Source organism: Alsobacter sp. R-9 (genome assembly GCF_054612375.1).
On sequence record NZ_JBTSWJ010000004.1, the window covers coordinates 20,455 to 44,745 of the forward strand.

The 24,291-nt window shown below is 72.1% G+C and carries 25 protein-coding genes; 18 read left to right on the forward strand and 7 right to left on the reverse strand.

The window, feature by feature from the left end; all coding sequences use genetic code 11:
- Positions 1-16 precede the first annotated feature (16 nt).
- Positions 17-1,741 (reverse strand): caspase family protein, encoded by a 1,725-nt coding sequence (locus ACX9GQ_RS08105; RefSeq protein ID WP_459629010.1) that lies wholly within the window; start codon positions 1,739-1,741, stop codon positions 17-19.
- Positions 1,742-1,948: 207 nt separating this feature from the next.
- Here ACX9GQ_RS08105 and ACX9GQ_RS08110 point away from each other — a divergent pair, with 207 nt between their 5' ends.
- The 12 genes from ACX9GQ_RS08110 (at position 1,949) to ACX9GQ_RS08165 (ending at position 14,462) form a co-directional block, all read left to right on the forward strand.
- Positions 1,949-2,353, forward strand: coding sequence for a hypothetical protein (locus ACX9GQ_RS08110; RefSeq protein WP_459629011.1), 405 nt, complete (start codon positions 1,949-1,951; stop codon positions 2,351-2,353).
- Between the two features lie 126 nt (positions 2,354-2,479).
- Positions 2,480-3,631: a CaiB/BaiF CoA transferase family protein gene (locus tag ACX9GQ_RS08115; RefSeq protein ID WP_459629012.1), complete on the forward strand. Its 1,152-nt coding sequence runs from the start codon at positions 2,480-2,482 to the stop codon at positions 3,629-3,631.
- A gap of 234 nt (positions 3,632-3,865) precedes the next feature.
- Positions 3,866-5,584 (forward strand): SMP-30/gluconolactonase/LRE family protein, encoded by a 1,719-nt coding sequence (locus ACX9GQ_RS08120; RefSeq protein WP_459629013.1) that lies wholly within the window; start codon positions 3,866-3,868, stop codon positions 5,582-5,584.
- Between the two features lie 8 nt (positions 5,585-5,592).
- Positions 5,593-6,684, forward strand: coding sequence for an ABC transporter ATP-binding protein (locus ACX9GQ_RS08125; protein WP_459629014.1), 1,092 nt, complete (start codon positions 5,593-5,595; stop codon positions 6,682-6,684).
- The gene (locus ACX9GQ_RS08130; RefSeq protein ID WP_459629015.1) at positions 6,681-7,451 is read left to right on the forward strand and encodes an SDR family NAD(P)-dependent oxidoreductase; all 771 of its coding nucleotides are present in this window, start codon (positions 6,681-6,683) and stop codon (positions 7,449-7,451) included. The genes ACX9GQ_RS08125 and ACX9GQ_RS08130 overlap by 4 nt, the downstream gene beginning before the upstream one ends.
- A gap of 99 nt (positions 7,452-7,550) precedes the next feature.
- A complete protein-coding gene (locus ACX9GQ_RS08135; protein ID WP_459629016.1) occupies positions 7,551-8,831 on the forward strand; it encodes an ABC transporter substrate-binding protein in 1,281 nt (426 codons plus the stop codon).
- A 4-nt stretch (positions 8,832-8,835) separates the two neighbouring features.
- Complete coding sequence (locus tag ACX9GQ_RS08140) at positions 8,836-9,774, forward strand: carbohydrate ABC transporter permease (protein ID WP_459629017.1); 939 nt, start codon at positions 8,836-8,838, stop codon at positions 9,772-9,774.
- A 2-nt stretch (positions 9,775-9,776) separates the two neighbouring features.
- A complete protein-coding gene (locus ACX9GQ_RS08145; protein ID WP_459629018.1) occupies positions 9,777-10,613 on the forward strand; it encodes a carbohydrate ABC transporter permease in 837 nt (278 codons plus the stop codon).
- Complete coding sequence (locus ACX9GQ_RS08150) at positions 10,610-11,521, forward strand: dihydrodipicolinate synthase family protein (protein ID WP_459629019.1); 912 nt, start codon at positions 10,610-10,612, stop codon at positions 11,519-11,521. The genes ACX9GQ_RS08145 and ACX9GQ_RS08150 overlap by 4 nt, the downstream gene beginning before the upstream one ends.
- Positions 11,522-11,524: 3 nt before the next feature.
- Positions 11,525-12,697, forward strand: coding sequence for a mandelate racemase/muconate lactonizing enzyme family protein (locus ACX9GQ_RS08155; RefSeq protein ID WP_459629020.1), 1,173 nt, complete (start codon positions 11,525-11,527; stop codon positions 12,695-12,697).
- A gap of 12 nt (positions 12,698-12,709) precedes the next feature.
- Positions 12,710-13,669 (forward strand): dihydrodipicolinate synthase family protein, encoded by a 960-nt coding sequence (locus tag ACX9GQ_RS08160; RefSeq protein WP_459629021.1) that lies wholly within the window; start codon positions 12,710-12,712, stop codon positions 13,667-13,669.
- 67 nt (positions 13,670-13,736) lie between these two features.
- Entirely contained in the window at positions 13,737-14,462 is a 726-nt protein-coding gene (locus tag ACX9GQ_RS08165; protein ID WP_459629022.1) for an HAD family hydrolase, read from the forward strand.
- Positions 14,463-14,469: 7 nt separating this feature from the next.
- On the opposite strand, the gene ACX9GQ_RS08170 is transcribed toward ACX9GQ_RS08165, so the two are convergent.
- Positions 14,470-15,327 (reverse strand): patatin-like phospholipase family protein, encoded by an 858-nt coding sequence (locus ACX9GQ_RS08170; protein WP_459629023.1) that lies wholly within the window; start codon positions 15,325-15,327, stop codon positions 14,470-14,472.
- A complete protein-coding gene (locus ACX9GQ_RS08175) occupies positions 15,324-15,818 on the reverse strand; it encodes a MarR family winged helix-turn-helix transcriptional regulator (RefSeq protein ID WP_459629024.1) in 495 nt (164 codons plus the stop codon). Before ACX9GQ_RS08175 ends, ACX9GQ_RS08170 begins: the two co-directional genes overlap by 4 nt.
- 108 nt (positions 15,819-15,926) lie before the next feature.
- Between ACX9GQ_RS08175 and ACX9GQ_RS08180 the strand changes: the two genes are divergently transcribed.
- The gene (locus ACX9GQ_RS08180; RefSeq protein WP_459629025.1) at positions 15,927-16,706 is read left to right on the forward strand and encodes a DUF1499 domain-containing protein; all 780 of its coding nucleotides are present in this window, start codon (positions 15,927-15,929) and stop codon (positions 16,704-16,706) included.
- A gap of 3 nt (positions 16,707-16,709) precedes the next feature.
- Here ACX9GQ_RS08180 and ACX9GQ_RS08185 read toward each other — a convergent pair whose 3' ends face one another.
- Positions 16,710-17,624 (reverse strand): MBL fold metallo-hydrolase, encoded by a 915-nt coding sequence (locus ACX9GQ_RS08185; RefSeq protein ID WP_459629026.1) that lies wholly within the window; start codon positions 17,622-17,624, stop codon positions 16,710-16,712.
- A gap of 159 nt (positions 17,625-17,783) precedes the next feature.
- Between ACX9GQ_RS08185 and ACX9GQ_RS08190 the strand changes: the two genes are divergently transcribed.
- The gene (locus ACX9GQ_RS08190) at positions 17,784-18,386 is read left to right on the forward strand and encodes a biotin transporter BioY (RefSeq protein ID WP_459629027.1); all 603 of its coding nucleotides are present in this window, start codon (positions 17,784-17,786) and stop codon (positions 18,384-18,386) included.
- A 98-nt stretch (positions 18,387-18,484) separates the two neighbouring features.
- A complete protein-coding gene (locus tag ACX9GQ_RS08195; protein WP_459629028.1) occupies positions 18,485-19,669 on the forward strand; it encodes an MFS transporter in 1,185 nt (394 codons plus the stop codon).
- Between the two features lie 28 nt (positions 19,670-19,697).
- Here ACX9GQ_RS08195 and ACX9GQ_RS08200 read toward each other — a convergent pair whose 3' ends face one another.
- Entirely contained in the window at positions 19,698-20,873 is a 1,176-nt protein-coding gene (locus ACX9GQ_RS08200; protein ID WP_459629029.1) for a DNA methyltransferase, read from the reverse strand.
- 308 nt (positions 20,874-21,181) lie between these two features.
- On the opposite strand from ACX9GQ_RS08200, the gene ACX9GQ_RS08205 reads away from it, so the two are divergent.
- Entirely contained in the window at positions 21,182-21,601 is a 420-nt protein-coding gene (locus tag ACX9GQ_RS08205) for a hypothetical protein (protein ID WP_459629030.1), read from the forward strand.
- Positions 21,602-21,604: 3 nt separating this feature from the next.
- On the opposite strand, the gene ACX9GQ_RS08210 is transcribed toward ACX9GQ_RS08205, so the two are convergent.
- Both ACX9GQ_RS08210 and ACX9GQ_RS08215 read right to left on the reverse strand, forming a co-directional pair.
- Entirely contained in the window at positions 21,605-22,387 is a 783-nt protein-coding gene (locus tag ACX9GQ_RS08210) for a tRNA1(Val) (adenine(37)-N6)-methyltransferase (protein ID WP_459629031.1), read from the reverse strand.
- The gene (locus ACX9GQ_RS08215; RefSeq protein ID WP_459629032.1) at positions 22,384-22,611 is read right to left on the reverse strand and encodes a putative signal transducing protein; all 228 of its coding nucleotides are present in this window, start codon (positions 22,609-22,611) and stop codon (positions 22,384-22,386) included. Before ACX9GQ_RS08215 ends, ACX9GQ_RS08210 begins: the two co-directional genes overlap by 4 nt.
- 136 nt (positions 22,612-22,747) lie before the next feature.
- Here ACX9GQ_RS08215 and ACX9GQ_RS08220 point away from each other — a divergent pair, with 136 nt between their 5' ends.
- The gene (locus ACX9GQ_RS08220; protein ID WP_459629033.1) at positions 22,748-23,770 is read left to right on the forward strand and encodes a polyprenyl synthetase family protein; all 1,023 of its coding nucleotides are present in this window, start codon (positions 22,748-22,750) and stop codon (positions 23,768-23,770) included.
- 154 nt (positions 23,771-23,924) lie between these two features.
- Entirely contained in the window at positions 23,925-24,113 is a 189-nt protein-coding gene (locus tag ACX9GQ_RS08225) for a hypothetical protein (RefSeq protein ID WP_459629311.1), read from the forward strand.
- The last annotated feature ends 178 nt before the right edge of the window (positions 24,114-24,291 follow it).

Below are 24,291 nucleotides of genomic sequence, written 5' to 3' on the forward strand. Positions count from 1 at the left end.
GCCGAGGAGACGCGCTTCAGGGGCTCGTGGTTCCCGGCCCGGCGGTGCCGGCGACCGTGCGCAGCGCGGCGCGGGTCCTGTCCGAGAACTTCGGTTCGACGGGACCGGCGAGCGCCTTGCGCTGGCGCAGGAGCTCCTGGATCTCCTTGCGGAACTCCTGCGACCACGCGTCGCTGCCGTCCGAGACCTGCGCCAGCGAGGCAGCGTTGCCCTTCTCGATCGCGCCGATGACGAGGCGGGCGGCCTCCTTCGGGTTGCGCGCGACGCCGCGACCGCCGTCGTAGAGCCAGCCGAGGTTGTGCATGGCCTGCGTGTCGCCCTTCCCGGCCGCGGCCTTGTAGAGCTGCTCCGCCTGCTTCGGGTCGGCGGCGACGCCGTCGCCCTCGGCATAGGCGTAGGCCAGCGCGGACCCGGCGGCGGGATAGTCCTTGCTCCACGCGTCCTGGTAGAACCGGACGGCCTGATCGGGCTGCTTCAGGCGATGCAGGGAGCGGCCGAGCTGGAACATGAAGCGCGGCTCGTCCGGATCCTGGGCCAGTGCACGGGTGCAGGCGGCCATGGCGGCGGCGCCATCCATCTCGAGCATGCCGACGCCCGGCGCCACGGCCTTCGGGTCGTAGGGCCTCGCGGCCAGCCTGTCGCAGTCGTTTGGCCCCGGCGCCGTTGCGGCGGCGGGCGCCTGCGGCGCGGGCGCGACCGCGGCCGGCGCGACGCTGGCGGAGCGGCGGCGCAGTTCGTCGATCTTCGCCCGGGCGAAGCCGGCGAAGGCGCAGGAGCCGAAGAGGCGCACGTGCTCCTCGTAGAAGTCGATGCGGTCGAAGGTGCGCGCCTCGGTCCAGTGCGAGGCGGCCGGGCCGCAGATGTCGGCCGCGGGAGCGGACGCGGACGCGGACGGGGCCGGCGCCGCGGAGGCCGGTGCGGGCGAAGGCGCGTCGGCCTTGCGGACGGAGAGCAGCGCCCCGCCGAGCGAGCCGTAGACGAACGGCTCCTGACGGTTGCGGGTGGCCGCCATCACGTCGTCGCGCACGAGGCCGAAGGCCAGCCGGACGTCGAGGCCGGGCGTCGCGAGGTGGCGCAGCAGCGCGCTCGTGAAGGGGCTGTTGCGGCCGTCGCCGTCCTCCGCCACCGTGCCGGCCTTGGCGGCATAGGCGATGAGCGTGTCCGGGCCCTGCGGCTCGATGCGGGCGAGGCCGCGGCCGACCGAGCGCGAGGCGCCGGTGCGGGCCATCGACTGGAGGAACGGGTTGTCGCGGCAGGCGTCGAGGATGACGAGCTTCAGCCGCTTCACGTTGTCCATCGACCGCAGCACGCGGTCGAGCGGGATCGCCTCGTCGTCGACGACGCGGTCGCTCATCAGGCGGGCGTCGACGGGCACGAGGTAGTTCTGGCCGTTCAGCTCGATGCCGTGGCCGGAGTAGAAGATGAGGCCGACGTCGGCGCCCTGGGACGCGTCCTCGAAGTTGAGGAGCGCCCGGCGCACGCCGCGCTCGTCGAGGTCGACGGCGGTCATGACCGTGTCGAAGCCGGCCTCCTTCAGCAGCCTTTCCATCGCCGCGACGTCATTGGACGGGTTCACCAGCTTCGGCACGCTGCTGTAGCTGGAGTTGCCGATGAGCAGCGCCACGCGCTTCTGCGCCCACGCCGACGAGACCGGCGCGAAGCCCAGCATGACCAGCCCGGCGAGCACACAGGGCAGGACGAGGACGCGGGCGGCAAGGACTCGGACGAGACAGCGGATCATGGCGGCGGTCACTGTGGCGGGGTCCGGCGGCGGGCCGGGACGACAGGAGACTAGCGGATGCGGCCCCGCCCGGGACGGACGGATGCCGGCATCGTCAACAGATGATGCAACTTCTGATTGCGCACTGTGCGATTTCGCACATCCAGGGGGCTGCGACGCTGTCATGGTGAGCTACGTTCTCGTGTCGTCCCATCGGGGTGCTTCACCATGATCCGCTCGTTGCTCTCGCCCGCAGGCGCCGTGATCGCCGTCCTCCTGGCGGCCGCCGGCCTGACCGCGACGCCGCGCCCGGCTGCCGCCGCCTGCGTCAGCTGCGGGTTCGACGTCGGGTCTGCTCTCGGCGGCCTCGCCATCGGCGCCATCGCGGCCGGCGCGGCGAACCGCGCGAACCAGCCGCCGGACGGCTATGTGCTCGACGAGCCGCAGCAGCCGCGCGGCAAGACGCGGCGGGCGCCGCCTCCCCCCGCGCAGGCCATGGGCGAGGACGGCGCGCCCGTCGAGCCGAAGAAGAAGAGCGTCGCCGCGAAGCCGGCCGCGAAGACCGCGACGGCGCCCGCGGCCGCCAAGTCGCGCACCGTCGCGACGGCGCAGGGCGGCGCCCTGCTGCCCTGACCCGCAAGATCATTGCCTGACCGGCGCGCCGGCCCCGTTGGGCCGGCGCGCCCTCTTCACGTCCGGCACCCGGGCGTGCCACCCTGACCCCAAGGCCGGCGTGACAGGCCGCGGAGGACGGGGGGTATGGGTCCGCTTGCCGGCGTCAGGATCGTGGAGATGGCGGGAATCGGCCCGGCGCCCTTCTGCGCCATGCTGCTCGCCGAAATGGGCGCCGAGGTCATCCGCGTCGACCGCCCGGGTCCCGCCGACCTCGGCCTCGGCCTCGATCCGCGCCACGAACTCCTCAACCGCAGCAAGCGCGCCGCCGCCATCGATCTCAAGACGCAGGCCGGCGTCGCCGCCGTGCTGCGGCTCATCGCGCAGGCCGACATCCTGATCGAGGGGTTCAGGCCCGGCGTGATGGAACGGCTCGGCCTCGGGCCGGACGCCTGCAAGGCGGTGAACCGGCGGCTCGTCTACGGGCGCATGACGGGCTGGGGCCAGGACGGTCCCCTCGCCCAGCGGGCCGGGCACGACATCAACTACATCGCCATGACCGGAGCGCTCGCGGCCATCGGCACGGCGGACGCTCCCGTCCCGCCCCTCAACCTCGTCGGGGACTTCGGCGGCGGGGCGCTCTACCTCGCCATGGGCGTGCTGGCGGCCCTGGTCGAGGCAAGACGTTCAGGCGAGGGACAGGTCGTCGACGCCGCGATGGTCGACGGGGCGGCAAGCCTCATGACCATGTTCCACGGCCTCGCGGCGGCCGGGCAGTGGTCGAACCGTCGGGCCGGCAACGTCCTCGACGGGGCGGCGCCCTTCTACACCGTCTACGCCACCGCGGACGGACGGCACGTGGCGGTGGGTGCCATCGAGAAACGATTCTACCTGGAGTTGCTGCGCGGGCTCGGGCTCGACCCGAATTCCATTGAGAACCGCGAGGACCGGGCGGCGTGGCCGGCGCTGCGCGCCCGCTTCGCGGCGATCTTCGCATCGCGGACGCGGGACGACTGGGAGGCGGTCTTCGCGAACCGGGACGCCTGCGTGTCGCCTGTCCTCGACATGGAGGAGAGCGCACGCCACCCCCTCGCGCTCGCGCGCGCCGCCTATGTGATGGCGGACGGGCCGGCAGGTCCGGCGCCGGCGCCGGCACCCCGCTTCGGCCGGACGCCTGGCGCGGTGCGCAACCCGCCGCTCGATCCCCGGGCCGACACGCGCGGCGCCCTCTCCGCGTGGGGCTTCACCGGCGCCGAGCTCGACACTCTCGCAGCGGCGGGGGTCATCGTCGGAGACTGACCTTCCTGCAACCCGCCGCGTCCGAGCCGGGAACCGCAGGCCCGTCTCAACCGCGGTCCACCATGTGGATCCATTCGCCGAAGGCGCTCCGTCCAGGGGACAGCGGTCCTCTTTCGCCTCTCCGAGCCGGTTGGCGGGAGCGCGGCATGCGCGTGTTCGGGTGCGTCATCCCCGATTGACACCCCTCGTCCACATGCTGAATATGCTATCCAGATAATGAAACGGGGAGGCAGCGTGAAGCGCCTGAGCGTGGTCCACGTCCCGCGCGACGAGGAGGTCGCCCGCGAGGTGCCGGGCGCCCAGGCGCTGCGCCGGGGGCTTTCCCTGCTCGACATCGTCGCCGCCCAGGGCGGCCTGCGTTTCAGCGAGATCGCCGACCGCGCCGGCCTGACGCGCGGCACCACGCACCGGATGCTCTCCACGCTCGTCGAGGCGGGGCTGCTGCGGGTCGACGACCGCGACCAGAGCTACCACCTCGGCTTCCGCCTCTTCGAGATGGCCCATCGCGTGTGGGACCAGTTCGACCTGCGCACCGCCGCCGAGCCGGAGCTGGAACGGCTGCGCGACCTGACGGGCGAGACCGTCCGGCTGGCGATCCTCGACAACGACGAGATCCTCTATGTCGACCAGCGGGAGGCGGCGCAGGCGGTGCGGCTGGGCAACGGCGTCGGCGCCCGCGTCGCGGCCCATGCGAGTGGCGCCGGCAAGGCGATCCTCGCCCACCTCGACCCGCCGCTGCGCGAGCAACTGCTCAACCGGCTGCCGCTGAAGCGCTTCACGCCGAACACGATCACCGACCGCGACGTGCTCGCCCAGCAGTTCGACCTCACCAAGGCGCGCGGGTACGCGGTGTCGGTGGAGGAGCAGCACGTCGGGGTCAGCTCGCTCGCCGCCGCCGTGCTCGACCACCGGGCGCGCGCCATCGGCGCCATCGCCGTCCTCGCGCCCTCCTATCGCCTCGACCTCGACCGGCTGCACTCGCTGGGCCGCGACGTGATCGAGGCGGCGCGTCGCATCTCCGGAAACGCGGGTCAGGTGGCCATGTCGATCAGGATCAACGCGCGCCCGCTGGGCATCGACCGCTCCGACGTGACCTGCGTCGTGCCGACGACGGCGTTCCTCGGCGAAGGACCGACGTGGCTGCCGGCCGAGAAAAAGCTCGCCTTCGTCGACATCCTCGCGCCGGCGGTCATCATCGCCGACCCGCAGGACGGCTCCTTCCGCAGCCATCCGATGCCCGAACTCGTGAGCGCGGTGGTGCGGCGCGAGCGCGGCGGCTACCTCGCCGCGATGCAGACCGGCCTCAAGGCGGTCGACCTAGAAAGCGGCCGCAGCACCACGCTGGCGGCGCCGGAGGCGGCAAAGCCCGGCAACCGCTTCAACGACGGCAAGTGCGACCGGCGCGGCCGCTTCTGGGTCGGCACGCTCGCCATCGACACGACGCCCGGCCACGGCAGCCTCTACCGGCTCGACCCGGACGGACGGTGTCACCGGATGGAGACCGGCCTGCACGTCTCCAACGGGCTCGGCTGGAGCCCCGACGACCGGACCTTCTACTTCACCGACTCCGGGTCGCGGACCATCTTCGCCTACGACTTCGACATCGAGAGCGGCACGCTGGCGAACCGCCGCGTGTTCGTGCGCCTGACGGAGGATGCCGGCACGCCGGACGGCCTCGCGGTGGATGCGGAGGGCTTCGTGTGGTCCGCCCACTGGGACGGCTGGTGCGTGACGCGCTACGACCCCGCCGGCAAGGTCGACCGCGTGATCAACCTGCCCGTGCCGCGACCGACGAGTTGCGCCTTCGGCGGGCCGGACCTGTCGACGCTCTACGTCACCAGTGCGCGCATCCGCCTCTCGGCGAAGCAGCTCGCGGAGGCGCCGCTGTCGGGCAGCGTCTTCGCCATCGCCGCCGGCGTCGCCGGCAAGGCCGACACCCCCTATCGCGGCTGAGAGGGCGCATGGCGAGCATCACCCTGCGCAACGTCTGCAAGTCCTTCGGCACCACGCCGATCCTGCGCGGCATCGACCTGTCGATCGCCGACGGCGAGTTCACGGCCTTCGTCGGCCCCTCCGGCTGCGGCAAGTCCACGCTGCTGCGGCTGATCTGCGGGCTCGAGGAGGTCACCGACGGCACGATCGCCATCGACGGCGAGGTGGTGAACGACGTGCCGCCGGCCAAGCGCGGCATCGCCATGGTGTTCCAGAGCTACGCGCTCTATCCGCACATGAGCGTGGCCGAGAACATGGGCTACGCCCTGCGCCTCGCGGGCACGGACAAGGCGGAAATCCGCCGCCGCATCGAGGCGGCCGCCGCCGTGCTGCGTCTCTCGCCGCTGCTCGACCGCAAGCCGCGCCAGCTCTCCGGGGGGCAGCGCCAGCGCGTCGCCATCGGCCGCGCCATCGTGCGCGACCCTCGCCTCTTCCTCTTCGACGAACCGCTGTCGAACCTCGACGCGGCGTTGCGCGTCGACATGCGCGCGGAGATCGCGGCGCTGAAGGCGCGGCTCGGCACCACCATGGTCTACGTCACGCACGACCAGGTGGAGGCGATGACGCTGGCCGACACCATCGTGGTGATGAACGCCGGGCGCATCGAGCAGGCCGGCTCCCCGCTGGAGCTCTACCGGGCGCCGGCGAACCGCTTCGTCGCCGGATTCATCGGCTCGCCGCGCATGAACATCATGCCCGCGACGCTGGGTCCGGACCGGCGGCCGGTGCTGGGCGGCGGCGTCGTGCTGGCCGTCGAGGCCGACGCCCCGGGAGGGACCGCCGTCGAGGTCGGCGTGCGGGCCGAGCACCTCGGCCTGTCGCCGGCCGAGGGGGCGACGCTGCGCGGCCGGGCGACGGTGGTGGAGCACCTCGGCTCCGACGTCTTCGTGCACGCCGCGGTCGAGGGCGCTCCGGACCCGGTCATCATCCGCGCGGCCGGCGACCGGGCGGTACGGCCCGGCGACGTGCTGGGCATCTCCATCGATCCCGCCGCGGTGCACCTGTTCGACGCCGGCGGCCAGCGGCTGAAGGCGGCCCTGCCCGCCCGGAGCGCGGCATGACCGGCGCGCGCTACCCCGACCTCGCCGGCCGCGCCGTCATCGTCACGGGCGGGGCCTCCGGCATCGGCGAGAGCATCACGCTGCACTTCGCACGGCAGGGTGCGCGCGTCGCGCTCGTCGACATCGACGAGCGGGCCATCGCCGCCGTGCGCGCCGCCGCGCGGGACGAGGCCGGTGCAGAGATCGCGGCCGAGCGGGTCGACCTGCGCGACATCGCGGCGCTGCGCGCCGCGGTCGCACGCATGGCGGCCGTGACGGGACCGTTCCGTGTGCTCGTCAACAATGCCGGCAACGACGACCGCCTGCCATGGTCGGAGGTGACGCCCGAGTACTGGGACGACCGCTTCGCGGTGAACGTCCGCCACCAGTTCTTCGCGGCCCAGGCGCTCGCCCCGGCGATGGCCGAGGCCGGCGGCGGCGCCATCGTCAACCTCGGCTCGATCTCGTGGATGATGGGCGCCGCCGGCCTCATCGCCTACACGACCGCGAAATCCGCCATCATGGGGCTCACGAAGTCGCTCGCCCGCGAGCTCGGGCCGCTGGGCATCCGCGTGAACTCCATCGCGCCCGGGATGATCTGGACGCAGAAGCAGATCGACCGCGCGAAGGCCGACGACCCCGCCAAGCTCGCCCGCTACATCGAGCGCCAGTGCGTCAAGGAACCGCTGGAGCCCGACGACGTGGCGCGCATGGCGCTGTGGCTGGCCTCTGACGAGGCGCGACGCTGTTCCGGACAGACCTTCATCCTCGACGGAGGTGTCGTCTGAAGAGGCTGGCCGCGGGGCCGACGCCGCGGCGACACGCAAGGGGGCCGGACGGCCCGGTCAAGAACGGACGGGCCCGAGGGCCCGCAGACGGAGGAAACGATGGTTGAACTGACCCGCCGCGCCTTCGGGGGCCTGATGGCCGCCGGCGCCGCCACCCTCGCCGCCCGCCCGGCGTTCGCGCAGGGCGCCGATCTCAGCTTCATGAGCTTCACTTTCGCCGAGGAGCCCAACAAGCCGCACGTCCAGAAGCTGCTGGACGGGTACAAGGCGGCCAGCGGAACCGGCATCGAGCCCATCGGCTCGGCCTGGGGCGACATGCAGAAGAACATCCTGCTGAGGCAGCGCTCCAGGACGCTGCCCACGACCGTGCAGGTGCAGGAGCGGTGGCTGCCCTCGCTGGCCACGCTCCCCGAGATGGTCAACCTCGACGAGGCGATCGGCCGGGCCAAGCTCGAGGCGGCCATCGACCCCAAGGTCCTGGCGATGGGACAGGCGGGCGGCAAGACCTTCGGCCTGCCGCTGATCACCGGCTCGATCGGCATGGTCGCCAACAAGGAGGTGCTCGAGAAGGCCGGCGTGGGCGTGCCGCAGACGATCGCGGAGTTCCGGGCCGCGCTCGTCGCCATCCGCGACAAGGTCCCCAACTCGGTGCCCTTCGCGGCCGCGACGAAGAACGTCAACTCCATCCCGCTCGACTTCATGATCATGGTGTGGGTGCACGGCGGACGAATCATCGACGAGAACGGCAAGGTCCTGATCAACAGCGACGGCGGCCGCGCCGCCATGGCGTTCATGGCCGGCCTGATGAAGGACCGCCTCATCGCGCCGGAGATCGACCGGCCGGATTCGCGCAGGCTCTTCGGCCAGGGCGCGTGCGGCTTCTACTTCGATCCGCCGCAGGCGCGCGGCTTTGCCCGCAGCTTCTCGGGCCGGGGCGAGGCGGCAGACCAGTTCGTCCTGCCGATCAAGACCCCCGTGCTCAAGGCGGGCGACACGCCGCGGTCGATCCAGTGGGGGCACCTCGTCTGCGCCTTCAAGGGGCCGAACACGGCCAGTGCCGACGCTCCCGGCATCAAGTGGCTCAACTACCTGATCTCGGACGCGGCCCAGGGTACCTTCCCGCCGGCCCTGTCGGCCCTTCCGGTCACCAAGAGCGCGCAGGCCCTGCCGGTGGTTCAGAACGATCCGTTCTTCAAGGCCTGGAACGAGGCGACCGGCGTGCCGCTGATCAACGAGATCGGCATCTGGTCGAACGCGCCTGAGCTCTCCACCATCCTCTCGGAGGAGGTGCAGGCGGCGATCCTCGGCCAGAAGACGCCCGACGCCGCCATCGCCTCCATGCAGACCCGCATGGAAGCCTCGATGGCCAAGCGCGGCTGACGCGATGAGCGCGGCGAGCCTCGACTCGGGCACGGCCCCCCTGCGTCCGTCGCCGGACGCCCGCCGCGGCGGGCTGATGGCGCACGAGCGGCGCGTGGGGCGGCTGTTCCTGCTGCCGGCGCTCGCCGCCTTCGCGCTCGTCATCGTCGTCCCCTTCGTCCGGGCGCTGGGCGTCGCCTTCACGCGCTCGGACCTGCAGACCCCGGTGCCCGTGTTCATCGGGCTGCGGAACTTCCAGACCATCCTGACGACGCCCGAGATCCTCGGCGCCTTCGTCACCACCGCGATCTACGTGACGCTGGCGACGGCGGGCTCGGTGGTGCTCGGGCTCGCCTGGGCGCTGATCCTCAACCAGCCGTTCCGCGGGCGGGCGGCGCTGCGGGCGGTGACGCTCATCCCGTGGGTGCTGCCGAGCACGGTCACCGCATTCGTGTGGGGCTGGATCTTCAACAGCCGCTACGGCGTGATCAACGCCGCGCTCGTCTCGGTGGGGGCGATCCCGGCGCCGACGGCGTGGCTCTCCACCACCGGCGGAGCGATGACGGCCGTCGTCATCACCAAGGTGTGGTTCTCGATCCCGCTGTTCATGTCGTTCTTCCTCGCCGGCCTGCAGAGCCTCGACCGCGAGCAGATCGACGCGGCGCGGGTGGACGGGGCCAACAACCGGGCTCTGCTGCGCGACCACATCCTGCCGCACCTGCGGCCGGTGCTGCTCGTCGTCATCGTGCTGGGCGTCATCGGCAACCTGCAGCATTTCGACACGATCTTCGCGCTCACCGGCGGCGGCCCCGTGCGGGCGACGTCGGTGCTGTCGATCGAGGTGTACCGCCGCGCCTTCGACCAGTGGGACCTCGGCATGGCCTCGGCGCTCGGCCTGCTGTGGGTCGCGACGATCCTGCCGGCGGCGTACTTCTACCTGCGGCACCTGCTGAAGGGGGTGTGAGGATGCTCGACCTGTCCTCCCGCCTGTCGCGCCTCGTCTTTGGCGGCGTCGCCGTGGCGCTGGAGTTCTTCCTCTTCTTCCCGATCTACTGGCTGGTGATCTCGGCCTTCAAGCCGAACGCGGAGCTCTACCGGATCATCCCGACGCTGTTCCCGCACGATCCGACGCTGACGCACTTCGCCACGGCGCTCGGCCGGGGCAACCTGCCCCAGCAGCTGCGCAACAGCCTCGTGGTGTCGGGCTCGGCGGCGGCGCTGAACACGCTGCTCGCGGTCTATGCCGGCTACTCGTTCGCGAAGTTCCGCTACGCGGGGCGGCGCGCGGTGATGGTGCTCCTGCTGTCGGCGCAGGTGTTCCCGTTCGGGCTGCTGCTGATCAGCCTGTACCCGATCGTCACCGACCTCGGACTGATCGACACGCGGCTGGGGCTGACGCTGTCCTACATCGTCTTCGCGCTGCCGGTGTCGACCTACATGTTCTACAGCTACTTCACGCAGGTGCCGTCGGAGATCATCGAGGCGGCGCGCGCCGACGGCGCGGGCGAGCTCCGGATCTTCCACACCATCGTGCTGCCGGTCTCGATTCCCGCGGTCGTGACGGTGTTCCTCTACGGCTTCATGTGGTCGTGGAACGACCTCCTCTACGCGATGACGCTCATCGTGTCGGAGGACAAGCGCACCATCGGGCCGGGCATGCTGCTCGCCTATCTCAACGAGGTGAACGCCGACTGGGGCGGCGCCATGGCGGCGTCGATCGTCGCCTCCGCCCCCATCGTCCTCGCCTTCGCCTTCCTCCAGCGCTGGTTCATCCAGGGCGTCACCGCGGGGTCCGTGAAATGACCGCACTCTCGGGGGTGTTCCCCGTCCTTCCCACGCCCTTCACCGAGGCCGGCGCGGTCGATCCCGACGCGCTGCGGCCGCTGGTCGAGTTCGTCGTGTCCTCCGGCGCGGACGGCCTCGTCTATCCCGGCATGGCGAGCGAGGTGGAGACGCTCTCGCCCGAGGAGCGGCTCACGATGGTGAAGTCGGTCGGCGCGGCGCTTGCCGGCAGGCTTCCGATGATCGTCGGGGCCAGCGACGCCGATCCGGCGCGCGCGGCGGCACGGGCCGAGGAGGGCCGCGTCGTCGGGGCGCGCGCGGCGATGATCATGGCGCCGAACCGCTGCGGCGCCGACATCGACGCGCATGTCGCCTTCTACGCCGCGGTGGCGGCAGGGACGTCGCTGCCGATCATGCTGCAGAACGCACCCGCCCCGATGGGGGCTGGCCTCTCGCCGGAGCAGGTGGCCGAGATCGTCCGCCGGGTGCCGGCCATCCGCTTCGTCAAGGAGGAGACGCTGCCGTGCGGCCAGCACGTCACGGCGCTGCTGGCGAGCGTCGGCGACCGGCTCGACGGCGTCTTCGGCGGCGCGGGGGCGCGCTACCTCATGGACGAGCTGGCCCGCGGCGCCGCCGGCACGATGCCCGCCACCGAACTCACCGACGTGCACGTCGCCATCGTCAGGGCGCACCGCGCCGGGGACGCCGCGACGGCGCGGCGGCTCTACTCGCGCACGCTGCCGCTGCTGATGTTCCAGGCGGTGTTCCGCGTGCGGCTGACCAAGGCGGTGCTCGCCGCGCGCGGGCTGATGGCGTCGCGCTTCGCCCGGGCCGCAGGCCCACGCTTCGACGATGGCGACGAGGCCGAGTGTGCCGCGCTGATCGCCGAGGCGGCCGACCTCTTCACCCGCCATCCCGTCCGGACCTGATCCATGCCGCCCGTCGACGTCATCACCAAGGTCGAGACCTTCATCGTCTCCATCCCGCGCGACGTGCCCTATCTCGGCCCGCTGCGCGAGGGCGAGCGGATCAACGAGAAGGGCTACGTCATCCGCAAGGGCAACCGCTCGATCTACCCGACGTCGGACATGTCCGTGCTGGTGAAGATCACCGGCGAGAGCGGCCGCGTCGGCTGGGGCGAGACCTACGGCATCGTCGCACCGCAGGCGGTGAAGGCGATCATAGACGAGGTGCTCGGCCCGGCGATGATCGGCCGGGACCCCGGCGAACCGGTCGTGATCCACGAGGACCTCTACGACCTGATGCGCGTGCGCGGCTTCTTCGGCGGCTACTACGTCGACAGCCTCGCCGGCGTCGACATCGCCGTGTGGGACCTCTTCGCGCGTGGCGTGAACCGCCCCCTCTCCGGCGTGCTCGGCGGCGGGCGCAACGCGCGGCTGCCGGCCTATGTCTCCGGACTGCCGAAGGCGACGCTGCAGGAGCGCTGCGACCTCGCCGTCGAGTGGGTCGGCAAGGGGTTCAGGGGGATCAAGTTCGCCGCCGCCATGTCCGACGACGGCATCGTGCGCGAGATGGCGGCGCTGCGGGAGGCCGTGGGACCGGACGTCGACCTGATGGTCGACCTGCACTGGAAGTTCACGGCGGGCGAGGCGATCCGCCTCATCCGCCGGCTTGAGGCGCACAACCTGTACTTCGCCGAGGCGCCCTGCGAGCCGGAGGACATCGAGGGGCAGGAGCTCGTGGCGCGCGGCATCGGCTGCCCGCTGGCGCTGGGCGAGGAATGGCGGACGGTCTTCGAGTACCGCCCGCGCTTCGGGCGGCGCTGCATGAGCATCATCCAGCCGGAGATGGGGCACACGGGCGTCACCGAGTTCCTGCACATCGGGCGGATGGCGCACGCCTTCCACGTCGACACGATCCCGCACGCCTCCATCGGCATCGGCATCTTCATGGCGGCGAGCCTGCAGGCGACGGCGGCGCTGAAGCGGGTGCCCTACCACGAGTACCAGCACTCGATCTTCGACAAGAACCTGCGCTACGTGACCGGCGACATGGGCTGCACGGCCGGGTTCTACACCGTGCCGACGGGACCCGGGCTCGGCGTCGAGCCGCATCCCGACGTGTTCTCCCACGTCATCGGCTGAAGGGGGACCGCCATGGCGCAGCGCCGCTTCCGGGGCGTGTACCCGATCCTCTACGCCTTCTTCACGCCGGAGGGGCGGCTCGACCACGCCGCCATGCGCCTGCAGGTGGAGCACTGCATCGCCGCCGGCGCCCACGGGATCGCCGTGCTGGGGCTCGTCACCGAAGTGCACCGCCTGACGACGGCGGAGCGCCGCGAGGTGGTGGAGGTGGTGGGCGCCGCGATCGGCGGCCGCGTGCCCTTCGCCGTCACGGTGGCGGAGCAGGACCCCGAGGCGCAGATCGCCTTCGCCAGGATGGCGCGCGGCCACGGCGCGGACTGGGTGATCCTGCAGCCGCCGCCCGGCAAGGGGCACGACGAGGCGACGCTGCACCGCCACTTCGGCGCCATCGCCGACGGCCTGGACATGCCCGTCGCGATCCAGAACAACCCCGTCAACCTCGACAGTTCCCTGTCGCCCGACGGGCTCGCGACGCTGGTGCGGCGCCACGCCAACATCACCCTGCTGAAGGCCGAGGGCTGGTCGGTCGACATCGCGCGGGTGCTGGAGACGCTGGAGGGCACGGTCGACGCCTTCGGCGGCCATGGCGGGCTCGAGTTCATCTCCCTCCTGCGCAGCGGCGGCGCGGGCCTGATCCCGGCCCCGGACTGCCTTGCCGCGCAGGTCGCGGTCTTCGAGGGCCTCACGTCCGGCAATCCAGAGGCGGTCGCGCTGGCCGGGGAGTTGCACCGCGAGCTGCTGCCGCTGATCGTCTTCATGACGCGCGGCGTGCCGGGCATCCTGTGCTACGGCAAGCGCGTGATGGCCCGGCGGCTGGGGCTCGAGGCCGTGCACGACCGGCCCGGCTCGCTGGCGCCGACCGCCTTCGGCCTCGCCGAGAGCGCACGCCTGATGGACGACGTGCGGCGCGCCGAGGACACCCTGCTGCCGCGGCTGAGGGCCGTCCTCGCCGCGCGGCATGCGGGACAGTGACGGTTCCGGTGGATCGCCGGGCCGATGCTTGGCAAGGTGCGGCGACCGGATTCGTCAGGAAGCACCCTTGGCACACGCCCACGCCACTCCCCTGAAAGGCATCCTGTTCGACAAGGACGGGACGCTGATCGACTTCGACCTCACCTGGGGTCCCGCCGCCTACGAGGTGATGCGGGAAATGGCGGAGGGGAACGAGGCCGTGTTCCGGCGCCTCGCCGAGCTCAACCACCTCGTCATCGAGGAGAAGCGCTTCCTGCGCACGTCGCCGCTCGTGGCCGGCACCTCGTCGAGCTACGGGCACCTGTGGGCGGAAGCGCTGGGCCGGGAGAACCACCCGGACCTGCACGCCGAGATGGACCGGCGCCTGCGCGACTGGGGGCTGCGCACCATGGCGCCCATCGGCGAGCCGCGGGCCGTGCTGGAGCAGCTGGTCGCGGCGGGCTACCGGCTCGGCATCGCCACCAACGACGCCGAGGCCTCGGCCATCGCGCAGGCGGAGGTGATGGGGCTCGGCCCGCACCTCGACTTCATCGCCGGCTACGACTCCGGCCACGGCGAAAAGCCCGAGCCCGGCATGGTGCTGGCCTTCGCCCGCGCCATCGGCGCGGCGCCCTCCGAGGTGGCGCTGGTGGGCGACAGCACGCACGACCTGCACGCCGCGCGCAAGGCCGGCGCGGTGGCGATCGCCGTGCTTTCCGGCCCCGCACCCCGCGAGGAGCTGGAGCCGCACGCCGATCTCGTGGTCGACAGCATCGCCGCGCTGCCGGAGGCACTCGCCCGGCTCGCGGACTGAGACCGGCTCAGAGGCTGCGGGCGAAGGCCGTGCCGTCCTCGTCGCCGAGGCGATGGGCAGCGGCGATCCCCTCCCCGTCCGTGATCGAGAACTTGTTGACGGCGATGCGGCGCGACGGCTGAACGTAGGTCCGACCCGGCACCGCCGGCAGGTTCGCGTAGAGCCTCGTCAGCAGCACGAGCGTGCGCTCGCCCGCTGCCTCGATCGGCTCCAGGGGGCCGACGGGCACGTTGTCGACGAGCCCGCCGTCCAGCGCCGGCCGGCCCGCCACGGTGCCCACCGGCATGAAGGGCGGAACCGAGGAGCTCGCCGTGAGGGCCGCGACGAGCTCGGCCTTGTCGCGCAGCGCGTGGGTGGACACGAACTCGGGCGAGAAGCCGAGGCCGCGGCCGACGCGGGGATGCAGCCGGTTCGTCGCCAACTTCTCCAGCTGGTAGCCGGCGAGGCCGGCGACGACCGACAGCCCGACAGGCAGGCGCGGCGGCGGCCGGGAGATCTTGATGAGGACCTCCGGCCCTGCCCGGAGCCGGTCCAGTTCCGCCTCGCCGAAGGTCTCGTCGAGGAGCTCCGGATAGAGGCTGCCGACCGGGAACAGGCGGCGTCCGGCCAGCGGGCCCGTCCAGTCGATGTTGCGCGTGAGACCGGCGCAGACCTCGCGGACACGAGCGCGGACGCGGTCGCCCACGCCGGCCACGGTGAAGCAGGCCTGGAAAGCGCCGCCGCTGACCGCCACGATCAGGCGGGGCCGCGCGGTCGTGTGGCGCCACAGCGCGTCGAGGAACCCGCCCTGCCAGTAGCAGCGGTTGCCGCCGCCGGCGAGCGCCAGAGCGGCGAAGCCGGGCGCGGAGCCGGGTTCGCGGGTCACGCTCCCGGCTCGGGCAGCGCGCGCACCGCGTCGCGCCAGCTCACGAGGATCCGGTCGAGGTCGGCGAGGTCGCCGGGAGGCAGCGTGCCAAGGGTCGCCTCCACGAGGCGCTTCTGCAGGGCGAGGCCCTCCTGCGTGATGGCGCGGCCCTGCGGCGTGAGGTGCAGGGCGTAGGAGCGCCGGTCGTGCGGCAGCGCGCGGCGCTCGACGAAGCCGAGGGCCGCGAGCCGGTCGATGAGGCCGGAGACGTTTCCCTTGGTGACGTAGAGGCGCTCGGCGATCTCCTGCTGGCTCACGCCCTCCCTCTCGGAGAGCGTCGAGAGCAGGTCGAACTGCGGGATCGACAGGCCGATCCGGCGATACTCCTGCGCGGCGCGCACGGTGATGCGCTGGTGCAGGCGCAGGAAGCGGAACCAGGTCCGCAGCACCTCCGGCGCATCGGCGGCGGGCGGCGAAGCGGCGACGGAGCGGGCCGGAGGGGAGGTAGGCACGGCGGAGGCGTCTCGCGATCTTCGGGGCGCCGATCAAACGACGCGCCGCCGCTCTCCGCAAGCCGGGACGGCGATGACAGGCGCCGGCAAGGGCGGCATCATGGCGCGATGCGCCGACTCGTCGTCGAACTTCCCCCATCGCTCGCGGCCCGCTGGAGCCGGCGGGTCGCCGGCTTCGCTCTGCTGGTCACGGCGATGACGGTCCTGCTGTCGCGCCTCGACCGGCTCGACGTCACGGCGTCGATGGCCGTGCTGGCAGGGGGCATGGTGCTCGCCGCAGTCGCCATCGCGCTCGCCGTGGTGGCGTTCGGGGTGGTGTGGGACGACGGGCGCCCCGGCTTCGGGGCCGCCATGGCCGGCCTGCTCGTGGCCATCGGGCTGCTGGCCTATCCCTCGTTTCTCGCGGTGCAGGCGCTGCGGCTGCCGCGGCTCAACGACATCACGACCGACGTGACCGACCCGCCGGCCTTCTCCCGGTCGCGCCGGGCACTGGACCTGCGCGCCGGGCGGATTCCGCCCGATCCGGGGCCGGCGAGCCGGGCCCTCCAGGCCATCGCCTATCCCGAACTGGCGCCGCTGACGCTCGAGCTCGCGCCGCAGGAGGTCTACCAGCTTGTGCTGAAGGCGGCGCAGCAGCGCGGCTGGCAGGTGGTCGAGACCGCGGCGCCCGGCGGCCGCACCGGCACGGGGCGGATCGAGGCCATCGACCGCTCGCTGCTGATGCGCTTTCCCGACGACGTGACGGTGCGCATCCGGCCCGTCGCCGTGGGGGCACGGGTCGACGTGCGCTCGGCCTCGCGCTTCGGCGCGCACGACCTCGGCGCCAACGCCCGGAGGATCGAGGCCTTCCTCGCCACGCTGCAGGAGCTCGCCGACGAGCGCAGCTGACCCTCAGGCGGGCCGATAGTGGCCGGAGAGCGAGGGCTCTCCCTCGTCGCACGCGACGAGCCCGCGGGCGACGAGATCCTCGACATGGGCGAGCACGGAGAGGGCGGCGGCCCCGTGCAGGGCCGGCGCAAGCCCGTCGTAGAGCCGCGGCACGATGGCGCCGATGGTGCGGTCGCCCGCCCGGAACCGCTCGAGAATGGACGTCTCGCGCTGCCGGCGGTGGGCCAGGAGATGGCGGACGAATCGCGCCGGCTGGGTGACCGGGCCACCGTGCCCCGGCCAGAAGACGCGCTCCTCGCGCTCGGCGAGCCGGGCGAGCGACGCCATGTAGTCGGCCATCGACCCGTCCGGCGGGGCAACGATGGTGGTCGACCACGCCATCACGTGGTCGCCGGAAAAGAGCGCCGATTCGGCGTCGAGCGCGAAGGCGAGGTGGTTGGCCGTGTGCCCCGGCGTGGCGACCGCCGTCAGCGTGAAGCCGTCGCCTTCGACCGTGTCGCCCTCCCCGAGGAGGCGGTCCGGCACGTGGTCGGGATCGCCGCCGGCCTCGAGCCGCCCGCCCTCGTGGGCGAAGAGTGGCCGCGCCGCGACGTGCGGGCCGCAGCCCACGATCGGCGCGCCGGTCATGTCCTTCAGCAGCCGGGCGCCGGGGGAATGGTCGCGGTGGGTGTGGGTGACGAGGATCGTGCCGACCGTCTCGCCCGCCAGCGCCGCCGCGAGACCGGCGACATCCTCCGGTCGGCCGGGGCCGGGGTCGAGCACCACGACCCGGCCCCGGCCGATCACGTAGCAGCAGGTGCCGGTGAAGGTGAAAGGGCCCGGGTTGGGCATCACCATGCGCCGGACCAGCGGGCTCACCTCGACCAGGGTGCCGGGCGGGGCGCTGAAATCGCGGTCGAAGGGGATGTCATCGGTCATCGTGCCGTCCGGGTGGGCCTGTGGGCTGCGGGGGGCCGCCCGTCCTCGTCCGGAAGACGGCCTTGTCGCCCCAGCGCGGAAACCCTATAGAGCGAGGCCATGGTCCGAAAGGGCACAACGCCCGCGTCAGTTCGTTACCCGACCCTGGAGAGGATGCCCATGGCCGCCCAGCCGATGCCGAACACGCTCGCTTCCGTCTTCTGGCCTGCGCGCGGCGAGCAGGCGGCCACGTGGCTTCGCCTCGCCATCCTCGCCGTCCTCGGCACGCTGCTCCTGACGATCTCGGCCAAGGTGAAGGTGCCGTTCTACCCGGTGCCGATGACCATGCAGACGCTCGTCGTGCTGGTGCTGGGCGCCGCCTACGGCTGGCGGCTCGCTGTCGCCACCGTGGCCCTCTACCTCCTCCAGGGCGCGATGGGCCTTCCGGTCTTCGCCGACACGCCCGAGCGCGGCATCGGCCTGCCCTACATGATGGGGCCGACCGGCGGCTACCTGATCGGCTTCCTCGCCGGCGCCTACGTGGTGGGCGTGCTGGCCGAGCGCGGCTTCGGGCGCTCCATCCTCGGCATGTTCGCGGCAATGGCCATCGGCCACGCTGCGATCTTCGTGTTCGGCTATGCGTGGCTTGCGACCCTGGTCGGCGCAAAGGCGGCGTGGGTCGGCGGCGTGGTCCCGTTCTTCGCGGCCACGGCGCTGAAGACGGCTCTCGGCACGGCGCTGGTGCCGGCGCTCTGGTCGCTGGCCGACCGCCGGAAGGGCTGAAGCCGGCCGGACGTCCCGGCCATCGTTTTCGTGATCGACGCGGGGCGCCAGTGGCGCCCCGTCGTGCTAGGAGGGTGCGCCTTCCGCCGGACCTCCCGATGACCCCCGCACGCACGCTCCAGCGCGAGCCCGTCACCTTCGTCGCCTACGCGACGGCGGGCTACTTCACGCTGGTCCTCAACTTCATCGGCCCGTCCCTGCCGCACCTGCGCGCCGAACTGGGCCTGCGCTATGCCGAGGCGGCGCTGCACACGAGCGCCTTCGCGGTCGGCATGATGCTGTGCGGGCTCTTCGGCGAGCGGATCGTCGCGCGCATGGGACGGCGGGCGGCGGTCTGGACGGGGACGGCGGGGATGGCGGTGGGAATGACCCTGTTCGCCGTCGCACCCGGCGCCTCCGTCAGCGTCGCGGGCTGCTTCGTGATGGGGCTCGTCGGCACCCTGCAACTCGTCGTGATGCCGGCCGTGATCTCTGAGCGGCACGGCGCGAGCCGCGGCATCGCCTTCGCCGAGCAGAACGTGCTGGCCTATCTTGGCGCCCTCGTCGCGCCGCTCGCCGTGGCTGCAGCGGTGGGAGCCGGCTCGTGGCGGCTGGCGGCGCTGGCGGGCTGGGGCGCCGCCATCGCCATGCTGCTCATGTTCAGAGGCGTCGTCTTCCCGGCGGCTCCGCCGGCCCCCGCTGCAGGCACGGCCCCGCTGCCGCGTCGCTACTGGGCCTTCTGGACGTTGCTGCTGCTCACGGTGGCCACCGAGTTCTGCATGACGGTCTGGGGCCCGTCCTACCTCGAGACCGAAGTCGGCCTGCCGCGCCACCTCGCCGTGCTGGCGGGGGCCGTCTTCCCCCTCGGCATGGTGGCCGGCCGGATCACGGGCACGCTGCTGATGCGCCGCATCCCGGAGGATCGGTTCGTCGTGCCCTCCATCGCGCTCGCCTTCGTCGGCTTCATGCTGTTCTGGAAGGCGCCTGTCCCGCCGCTGGCCCTTGCCGGCCTGCTGGTAGCAGGGCTCGGGGTGGCGAACCTCTACCCCAGCGGCATCGCGCAGGCGCTGGCGGCCGCCGGTCCGGCCACGGCGACGGCGGCGGCGCGCGCGTCGTTCGGCTCGGGCTTCGCGATTCTCGTGGCACCCCTGGCACTGGGTGCGCTGGCCGATCATTTCGGGCTGGCGCTGGCCTACGCCGTCGTGCCGCTGCTGCTGGCCGGCGGCATCGTCGCCTTCGCGGCGGCGCGAGAGCCGGTGGGCCGTGACTCCGAGGCGGACCTGGAGCCGCGCCGGAGCCCCTGAGCCCGACGCGACAGGACAAGCAGCCGAATCAGGCCGCTGCCATCGCGTCGCGCAGGGCGCGGCGGAAGACGTCGATCGGCACGAGGCCGCCGGACTGCTCGGCGTGCCAGAACGTCCAGCCGTTGCAGGCCGGCAGGCCCTGCACCAGCGCCCCGACCTTGTGGATCGAACCGACCACGCCGTCATGGGCCAGCGTGCCGTCCGCGCGCACCACGACGGACCAGCGCCGGCGCTCGTCCATCAGCGTCGCGCCGGGTGAGAGAAGACCCGCCTCGACGACCGACAGGAAGGGGATGCGCGGCTCGCTGCGCTTCGCAGGCGCGGGCTCGAGAGCGGCGCCGTCGAGGGGGACGACCCCGGCGATCCGGGCCATGGCGGCGTCGGCATAGGCGGTCTCGCGCTCGATGCCGACGAATCGGCGTCCGAGCCGGCGGGCGACCGCGCCGGTGGTGCCGGTGCCGAAGAAGGGATCTAGCACCACGTCGCCGGGCTGCGACGAGGACAGGAGCACGCGGGCGAGCAGCGCCTCGGGCTTCTGGGTGGGGTGCAGCTTCTGCCCCTCCCCGTCCTTCAGCCTTTCGGCGCCGGTGCACAGAGGGATGAACCAGTCCGAGCGCACCTGCAGGTCTTCGTTGCCGGCCTTCAGCGCCTCGTAGTTGAAGGTGTAGCCCTTGGCGGCAGGGCCCTTGGAGGCCCAGATCATCGTCTCGTGGGCGTTGGTGAAGCGTCGGCCGCGGAAGTTCGGCATCGGGTTGGCCTTGCGCCAGACGATGTCGTTGAGCAGCCAGAAGCCGAGATCCTGCAGGATCGTGCCGACGCGGAAGATGTTGTGGTAGGAGCCGATGACCCACAGCGTGGCGTTCGGCTTCATCACCCGGCGCGCGGCGAGAAGCCAGGCGCGCGTGAAGGCGTCGTAGTCGGCGAAGCTGGCGAACTTGTCCCAATCGTCGTCGACGGCGTCGACCAGCGACTGGTCCGGCCGCGTGAGCGAGCCTTCCAACTGCAGATTGTATGGCGGATCGGCGAAGACCAGGTCGACGCTGGCCTCGGGAAGGCGCGACATCTCGGCGACGCAGTCGCCGACGAGCACGCGGTCGAGCGGGAGCGCTGGCGGCTCCATCCGACCAGCCGGCGAGGAACGCCCGGTACGCAAAACCTGAAGCCGGGGTTCGTCGCCGGCTGCGCCGGTACGCGGGGTACCCATGGTGCAGCACCGGTTACGCAACTGAACGAGGCGAAGATGGACCCGTTAAGGTAAAGACCGCGTTGAGCACTCGAAAAAAGTTCGTCCTGAAACAGTACAACCCCGGCAAGAATTGCCGTGAGTCCGAATTTACTTTTCGTTCATCATTGGGCACTGGCGCCGCGCCACTTCCGCCCCCTCAACACAGGACGCCGGGGCCGGCGTTGCCATCCACAAAGGGTGTTGGCGATCCGGCCTGCGTGGAGCGCCCCCTCTTCGCCACAACCCTTAACGGTGCTATGCAGAGGCGAACGAGGGGTGGTCGTGCGATGGCGAAGGTGTCGAAGATCCTGCCGATGCTGGCGCTGGCCGCATGCGCCACGGGTTTCGCCGCGACGGGCGCGCAGGCGCAGCAGCCCGGGTACCCCGTGAACTACCGCTACCAGTGGACGCTGGACGAGAAGGACACGTTCGACGACCCTGCCTACTACGTGTTCTATCGCCCCTACAGCCCCTACCGGCCCGGTTCGGTGGCGGTGAACGGCGGGCCGTCGCGCAAGGCCCATGCGCGATCCTCGGTCCGCAAGGCGTCGACGGCGGCGACGGGCCACCCGCCGCGCAAGTCGGCCTACCGGATGAAGTCGCCGAAGAACCCGACCTGGGCCGAGGCGCGGGTCGAGCCGGTCACGATCTGCCGGACCCACTACACCTACTGGGGCCCGCAGCGGGTCTGCCAGCGGATGTACTGACCCTCAAGCCCACGGAAGGGCCGCTTCGCCGCGGTGCAGGGCTTCCGCCTGCGGCGTGAAGCCACCCGTGTCGTCGTGCAGGACCAGCGGCGGCAACAGCGCGAACGGGGCCCGGCTGCCCTTTTCCGCCCTCACCAGCACGCGGCTCGCCGCCTCTCCGGCCTTCGCCGCGACGGGCCGCACGCAGACCCCTCCGAATCGCCGGTCCAGCGAGGCCAGCAGCGCCGGGAGCGCAGTGGCGCGATGGATGACGACGAGGGTGCCGCCAGGGCGAAGCACGTCGAGGGTCGTGCGAATCCATCCGTCGAGGCCGCCGTCCCCCATGACGTGCGCCGCCCGCCGGGCCGGATCGGGCGACGGCCGGACACGCCCGGGCGCGTCGAACGGCGGGTTGGTGAGCACGAGATCCGCCGACCGCGGGCCCAGCCCGGCCTCTTCGCGGACCGCGGAAGAGGCGAATACGTCGACCTCCACGACCTCGACGCGCGCCTCCAGCCCGTTCGCGCTGGCGTTATAGCGCGCCAGTGCGGCAGCGGCGGGGTCCCGCTCGACCAGACGGACGTGGCTCCCGGGATGTCTCACCGCGACCGCGAGGCCGACCGTCCCGACCCCGGCGCCGAGATCGACAACGTCGCCGGGGCCCGCCTGCGCGGCGGCGGCCAGCAGGACAGCATCGGTGCCGGCGCGATGGCCGCGGACGGGCTGGCGCAGCAACAGGCGACCGTCGAGCAGGCGGTCGTCGCGGGTCGCGGCCGCTCCGCCCGTCGTTCCCGGGTGCGCCGTCACGGGCGGGGCGCCAATTCGTGCGCGAGGCCGGCGTCGGTCAGCAGGCGGCGAGCCTGCGCCTCCCGGTCGGCGGGCACCATGATGCGGCGCGGGAAGGCGCCGATCCCGCCCTCCAGCGCGCTGATGTGCTGGTCGGCCACGAAGCAGCCTATCCCGGCCTCGTCGAGCAGGGACTCGACGACCGAGATGAGGACGATGTCGTTGGTGCGAAGAAGGACGACCACGCCCCATTCATCGCAGAGCGCGCCGTCCCGCTCAACGTCCAGGGGGCAGCGGCGAAATGGTCGGTTGCGACCGAAGGCCCCGCCGTGGCAGTTTGCGGGCAGGTCGGGACCCGATTTCCGGCCCGAAAAGGGAAGAATGAACGTGGGTGTCGTGGTGTCCATGGACGGCAAGCCGTCCGCCGGTCCGTCCATCGATCCGCTGGTGCGCCTCACGGCGGACGGCATGGAGCGGGTGAACCAGCTGATCCTGGGCCGGGTCGGCTCTGACGTCATGCTGATCCCCGAGATCGCCCGTCATCTCATCAATTCCGGCGGCAAGCGCCTGCGGCCGATGCTGACGCTCGCGACGGCGCAGCTCAGCGGCTACGAGGGCGAGGGCGACGTGAAGCTCGCCGCCTCCGTCGAGTTCATGCACACCGCCACCCTCCTGCACGACGACGTGGTCGACGCCAGCGAGATGCGGCGCGGCAAGCTCGCGGCCCGGATGCTGTGGGGCAACGAGGCGAGCGTGCTCGTCGGCGACTTCCTGCTCGGGCAGGCCTTCAAGATGATGGTCGAGGTGGGCTCGCTGCACGCGCTCGACGTGCTCTCCACCGCCGCGGCGGTGATCGCCGAGGGCGAGGTGATGCAGCTCGCCGCGGCCAAGAACACCGAGACGACCGAGGACGAGTACCTCGCGGTGATCCGCGGCAAGACCGCCGCTCTCTTCGCCGCCGCCTGCGAGGTCGGACCGATCATCGCCGGGCTCGGCAAGGCCGAGCAGGCCGCCTGCCGCAGCTACGGGGCCAATCTCGGCATCGCCTTCCAGCTCGTCGACGACGCGCTCGACTACGGCGGGGCCAGCGCCAAGCTCGGCAAGAAGGTCGGCGACGACTTCCGGGAAGGCAAGATCACGCTGCCGGTGGTGCTGTCCTTCCGCCGAGGCAGCGAGAGCGAGCGTGCCTTCTGGAAGGAGGCCATGGAGAACGGCCGCACCGGCGACGCCGAGCTCGAGCAGGCCATGGCGATCATGCGCCGGCACCGGGCGATCGACGACACGATCGAGCGGGCCCGCCACTACGGCGCGATGGCCGTCGACGCGCTGGCGCTGTTCCCCGACGGGCCGATGAAGGCCGCGCTGCTCGAAGCCGTCGACTTCTGCATCGCCCGGACGCACTGACGGCAGGCATCCTGCCCCGGGCGGCCGTCCCGGACGCAACGAGCCCTTCAAGGATCGGACACGGACGCCGAACCCGCCCGCTGCGGCGGCGTTTCCCTGCGAAGGGAGACACGTCATGTCCGGCGACCACCCCGATTCCGCCTCCCCCTTCACCATGCCGAAGCCCGACGCCCCGGCGACCGACCCGCCGCGCCCCGGCGACGAGGCCCCTCCCGGCACGCCGGGCACGGGCGAGGTTCTCTGCCCCCGTTGCGGCGGCACCGGTCGTCTGCAGGGCGGCCCGGCCCTCTGCCCCGACTGCGACGGCACCGGCATGGTGACGGGAGCCGTCGGCGGGGCGTGAGGGGCCGATCGCGGTGCTCGCGCGGCGCGGGAGCCCCTTCCACTCCACGGCTTCGCCGCTCCGGCCGGGGATGACGGCGGATAGGAAGCCTTCCCACACCCGGATCACCGACGGCAGTCGCCGAGCATTCTTCCGTCATCCCCGGCGCGCCGCAGGCGCGGGAAGGGGATCCAGCCTT

Coding starts and splice junctions, on each gene's coding strand:
- ACX9GQ_RS08150 (WP_459629019.1), top strand. CDS start 10,610: ATGACCGCACTCTCGGGGGTGTTCCCCGTCCTTCCCACGCCCTTCACC.
- ACX9GQ_RS08140 (WP_459629017.1), top strand. CDS start 8,836: ATGAGCGCGGCGAGCCTCGACTCGGGCACGGCCCCCCTGCGTCCGTCG.
- ACX9GQ_RS08105 (WP_459629010.1), bottom strand. CDS start 1,741: ATGATCCGCTGTCTCGTCCGAGTCCTTGCCGCCCGCGTCCTCGTCCTG.
- ACX9GQ_RS08115 (WP_459629012.1), top strand. CDS start 2,480: ATGGGTCCGCTTGCCGGCGTCAGGATCGTGGAGATGGCGGGAATCGGC.
- ACX9GQ_RS08110 (WP_459629011.1), top strand. CDS start 1,949: ATGATCCGCTCGTTGCTCTCGCCCGCAGGCGCCGTGATCGCCGTCCTC.
- ACX9GQ_RS08125 (WP_459629014.1), top strand. CDS start 5,593: ATGGCGAGCATCACCCTGCGCAACGTCTGCAAGTCCTTCGGCACCACG.
- ACX9GQ_RS08200 (WP_459629029.1), bottom strand. CDS start 20,873: ATGGGTACCCCGCGTACCGGCGCAGCCGGCGACGAACCCCGGCTTCAG.
- ACX9GQ_RS08145 (WP_459629018.1), top strand. CDS start 9,777: ATGCTCGACCTGTCCTCCCGCCTGTCGCGCCTCGTCTTTGGCGGCGTC.
- ACX9GQ_RS08135 (WP_459629016.1), top strand. CDS start 7,551: ATGGTTGAACTGACCCGCCGCGCCTTCGGGGGCCTGATGGCCGCCGGC.
- ACX9GQ_RS08185 (WP_459629026.1), bottom strand. CDS start 17,624: ATGACCGATGACATCCCCTTCGACCGCGATTTCAGCGCCCCGCCCGGC.
- ACX9GQ_RS08180 (WP_459629025.1), top strand. CDS start 15,927: ATGCGCCGACTCGTCGTCGAACTTCCCCCATCGCTCGCGGCCCGCTGG.
- ACX9GQ_RS08220 (WP_459629033.1), top strand. CDS start 22,748: ATGAACGTGGGTGTCGTGGTGTCCATGGACGGCAAGCCGTCCGCCGGT.
- ACX9GQ_RS08225 (WP_459629311.1), top strand. CDS start 23,925: ATGCCGAAGCCCGACGCCCCGGCGACCGACCCGCCGCGCCCCGGCGAC.
- ACX9GQ_RS08190 (WP_459629027.1), top strand. CDS start 17,784: ATGGCCGCCCAGCCGATGCCGAACACGCTCGCTTCCGTCTTCTGGCCT.
- ACX9GQ_RS08155 (WP_459629020.1), top strand. CDS start 11,525: ATGCCGCCCGTCGACGTCATCACCAAGGTCGAGACCTTCATCGTCTCC.
- ACX9GQ_RS08205 (WP_459629030.1), top strand. CDS start 21,182: ATGGCGAAGGTGTCGAAGATCCTGCCGATGCTGGCGCTGGCCGCATGC.
- ACX9GQ_RS08195 (WP_459629028.1), top strand. CDS start 18,485: ATGACCCCCGCACGCACGCTCCAGCGCGAGCCCGTCACCTTCGTCGCC.
- ACX9GQ_RS08130 (WP_459629015.1), top strand. CDS start 6,681: ATGACCGGCGCGCGCTACCCCGACCTCGCCGGCCGCGCCGTCATCGTC.
- ACX9GQ_RS08160 (WP_459629021.1), top strand. CDS start 12,710: ATGGCGCAGCGCCGCTTCCGGGGCGTGTACCCGATCCTCTACGCCTTC.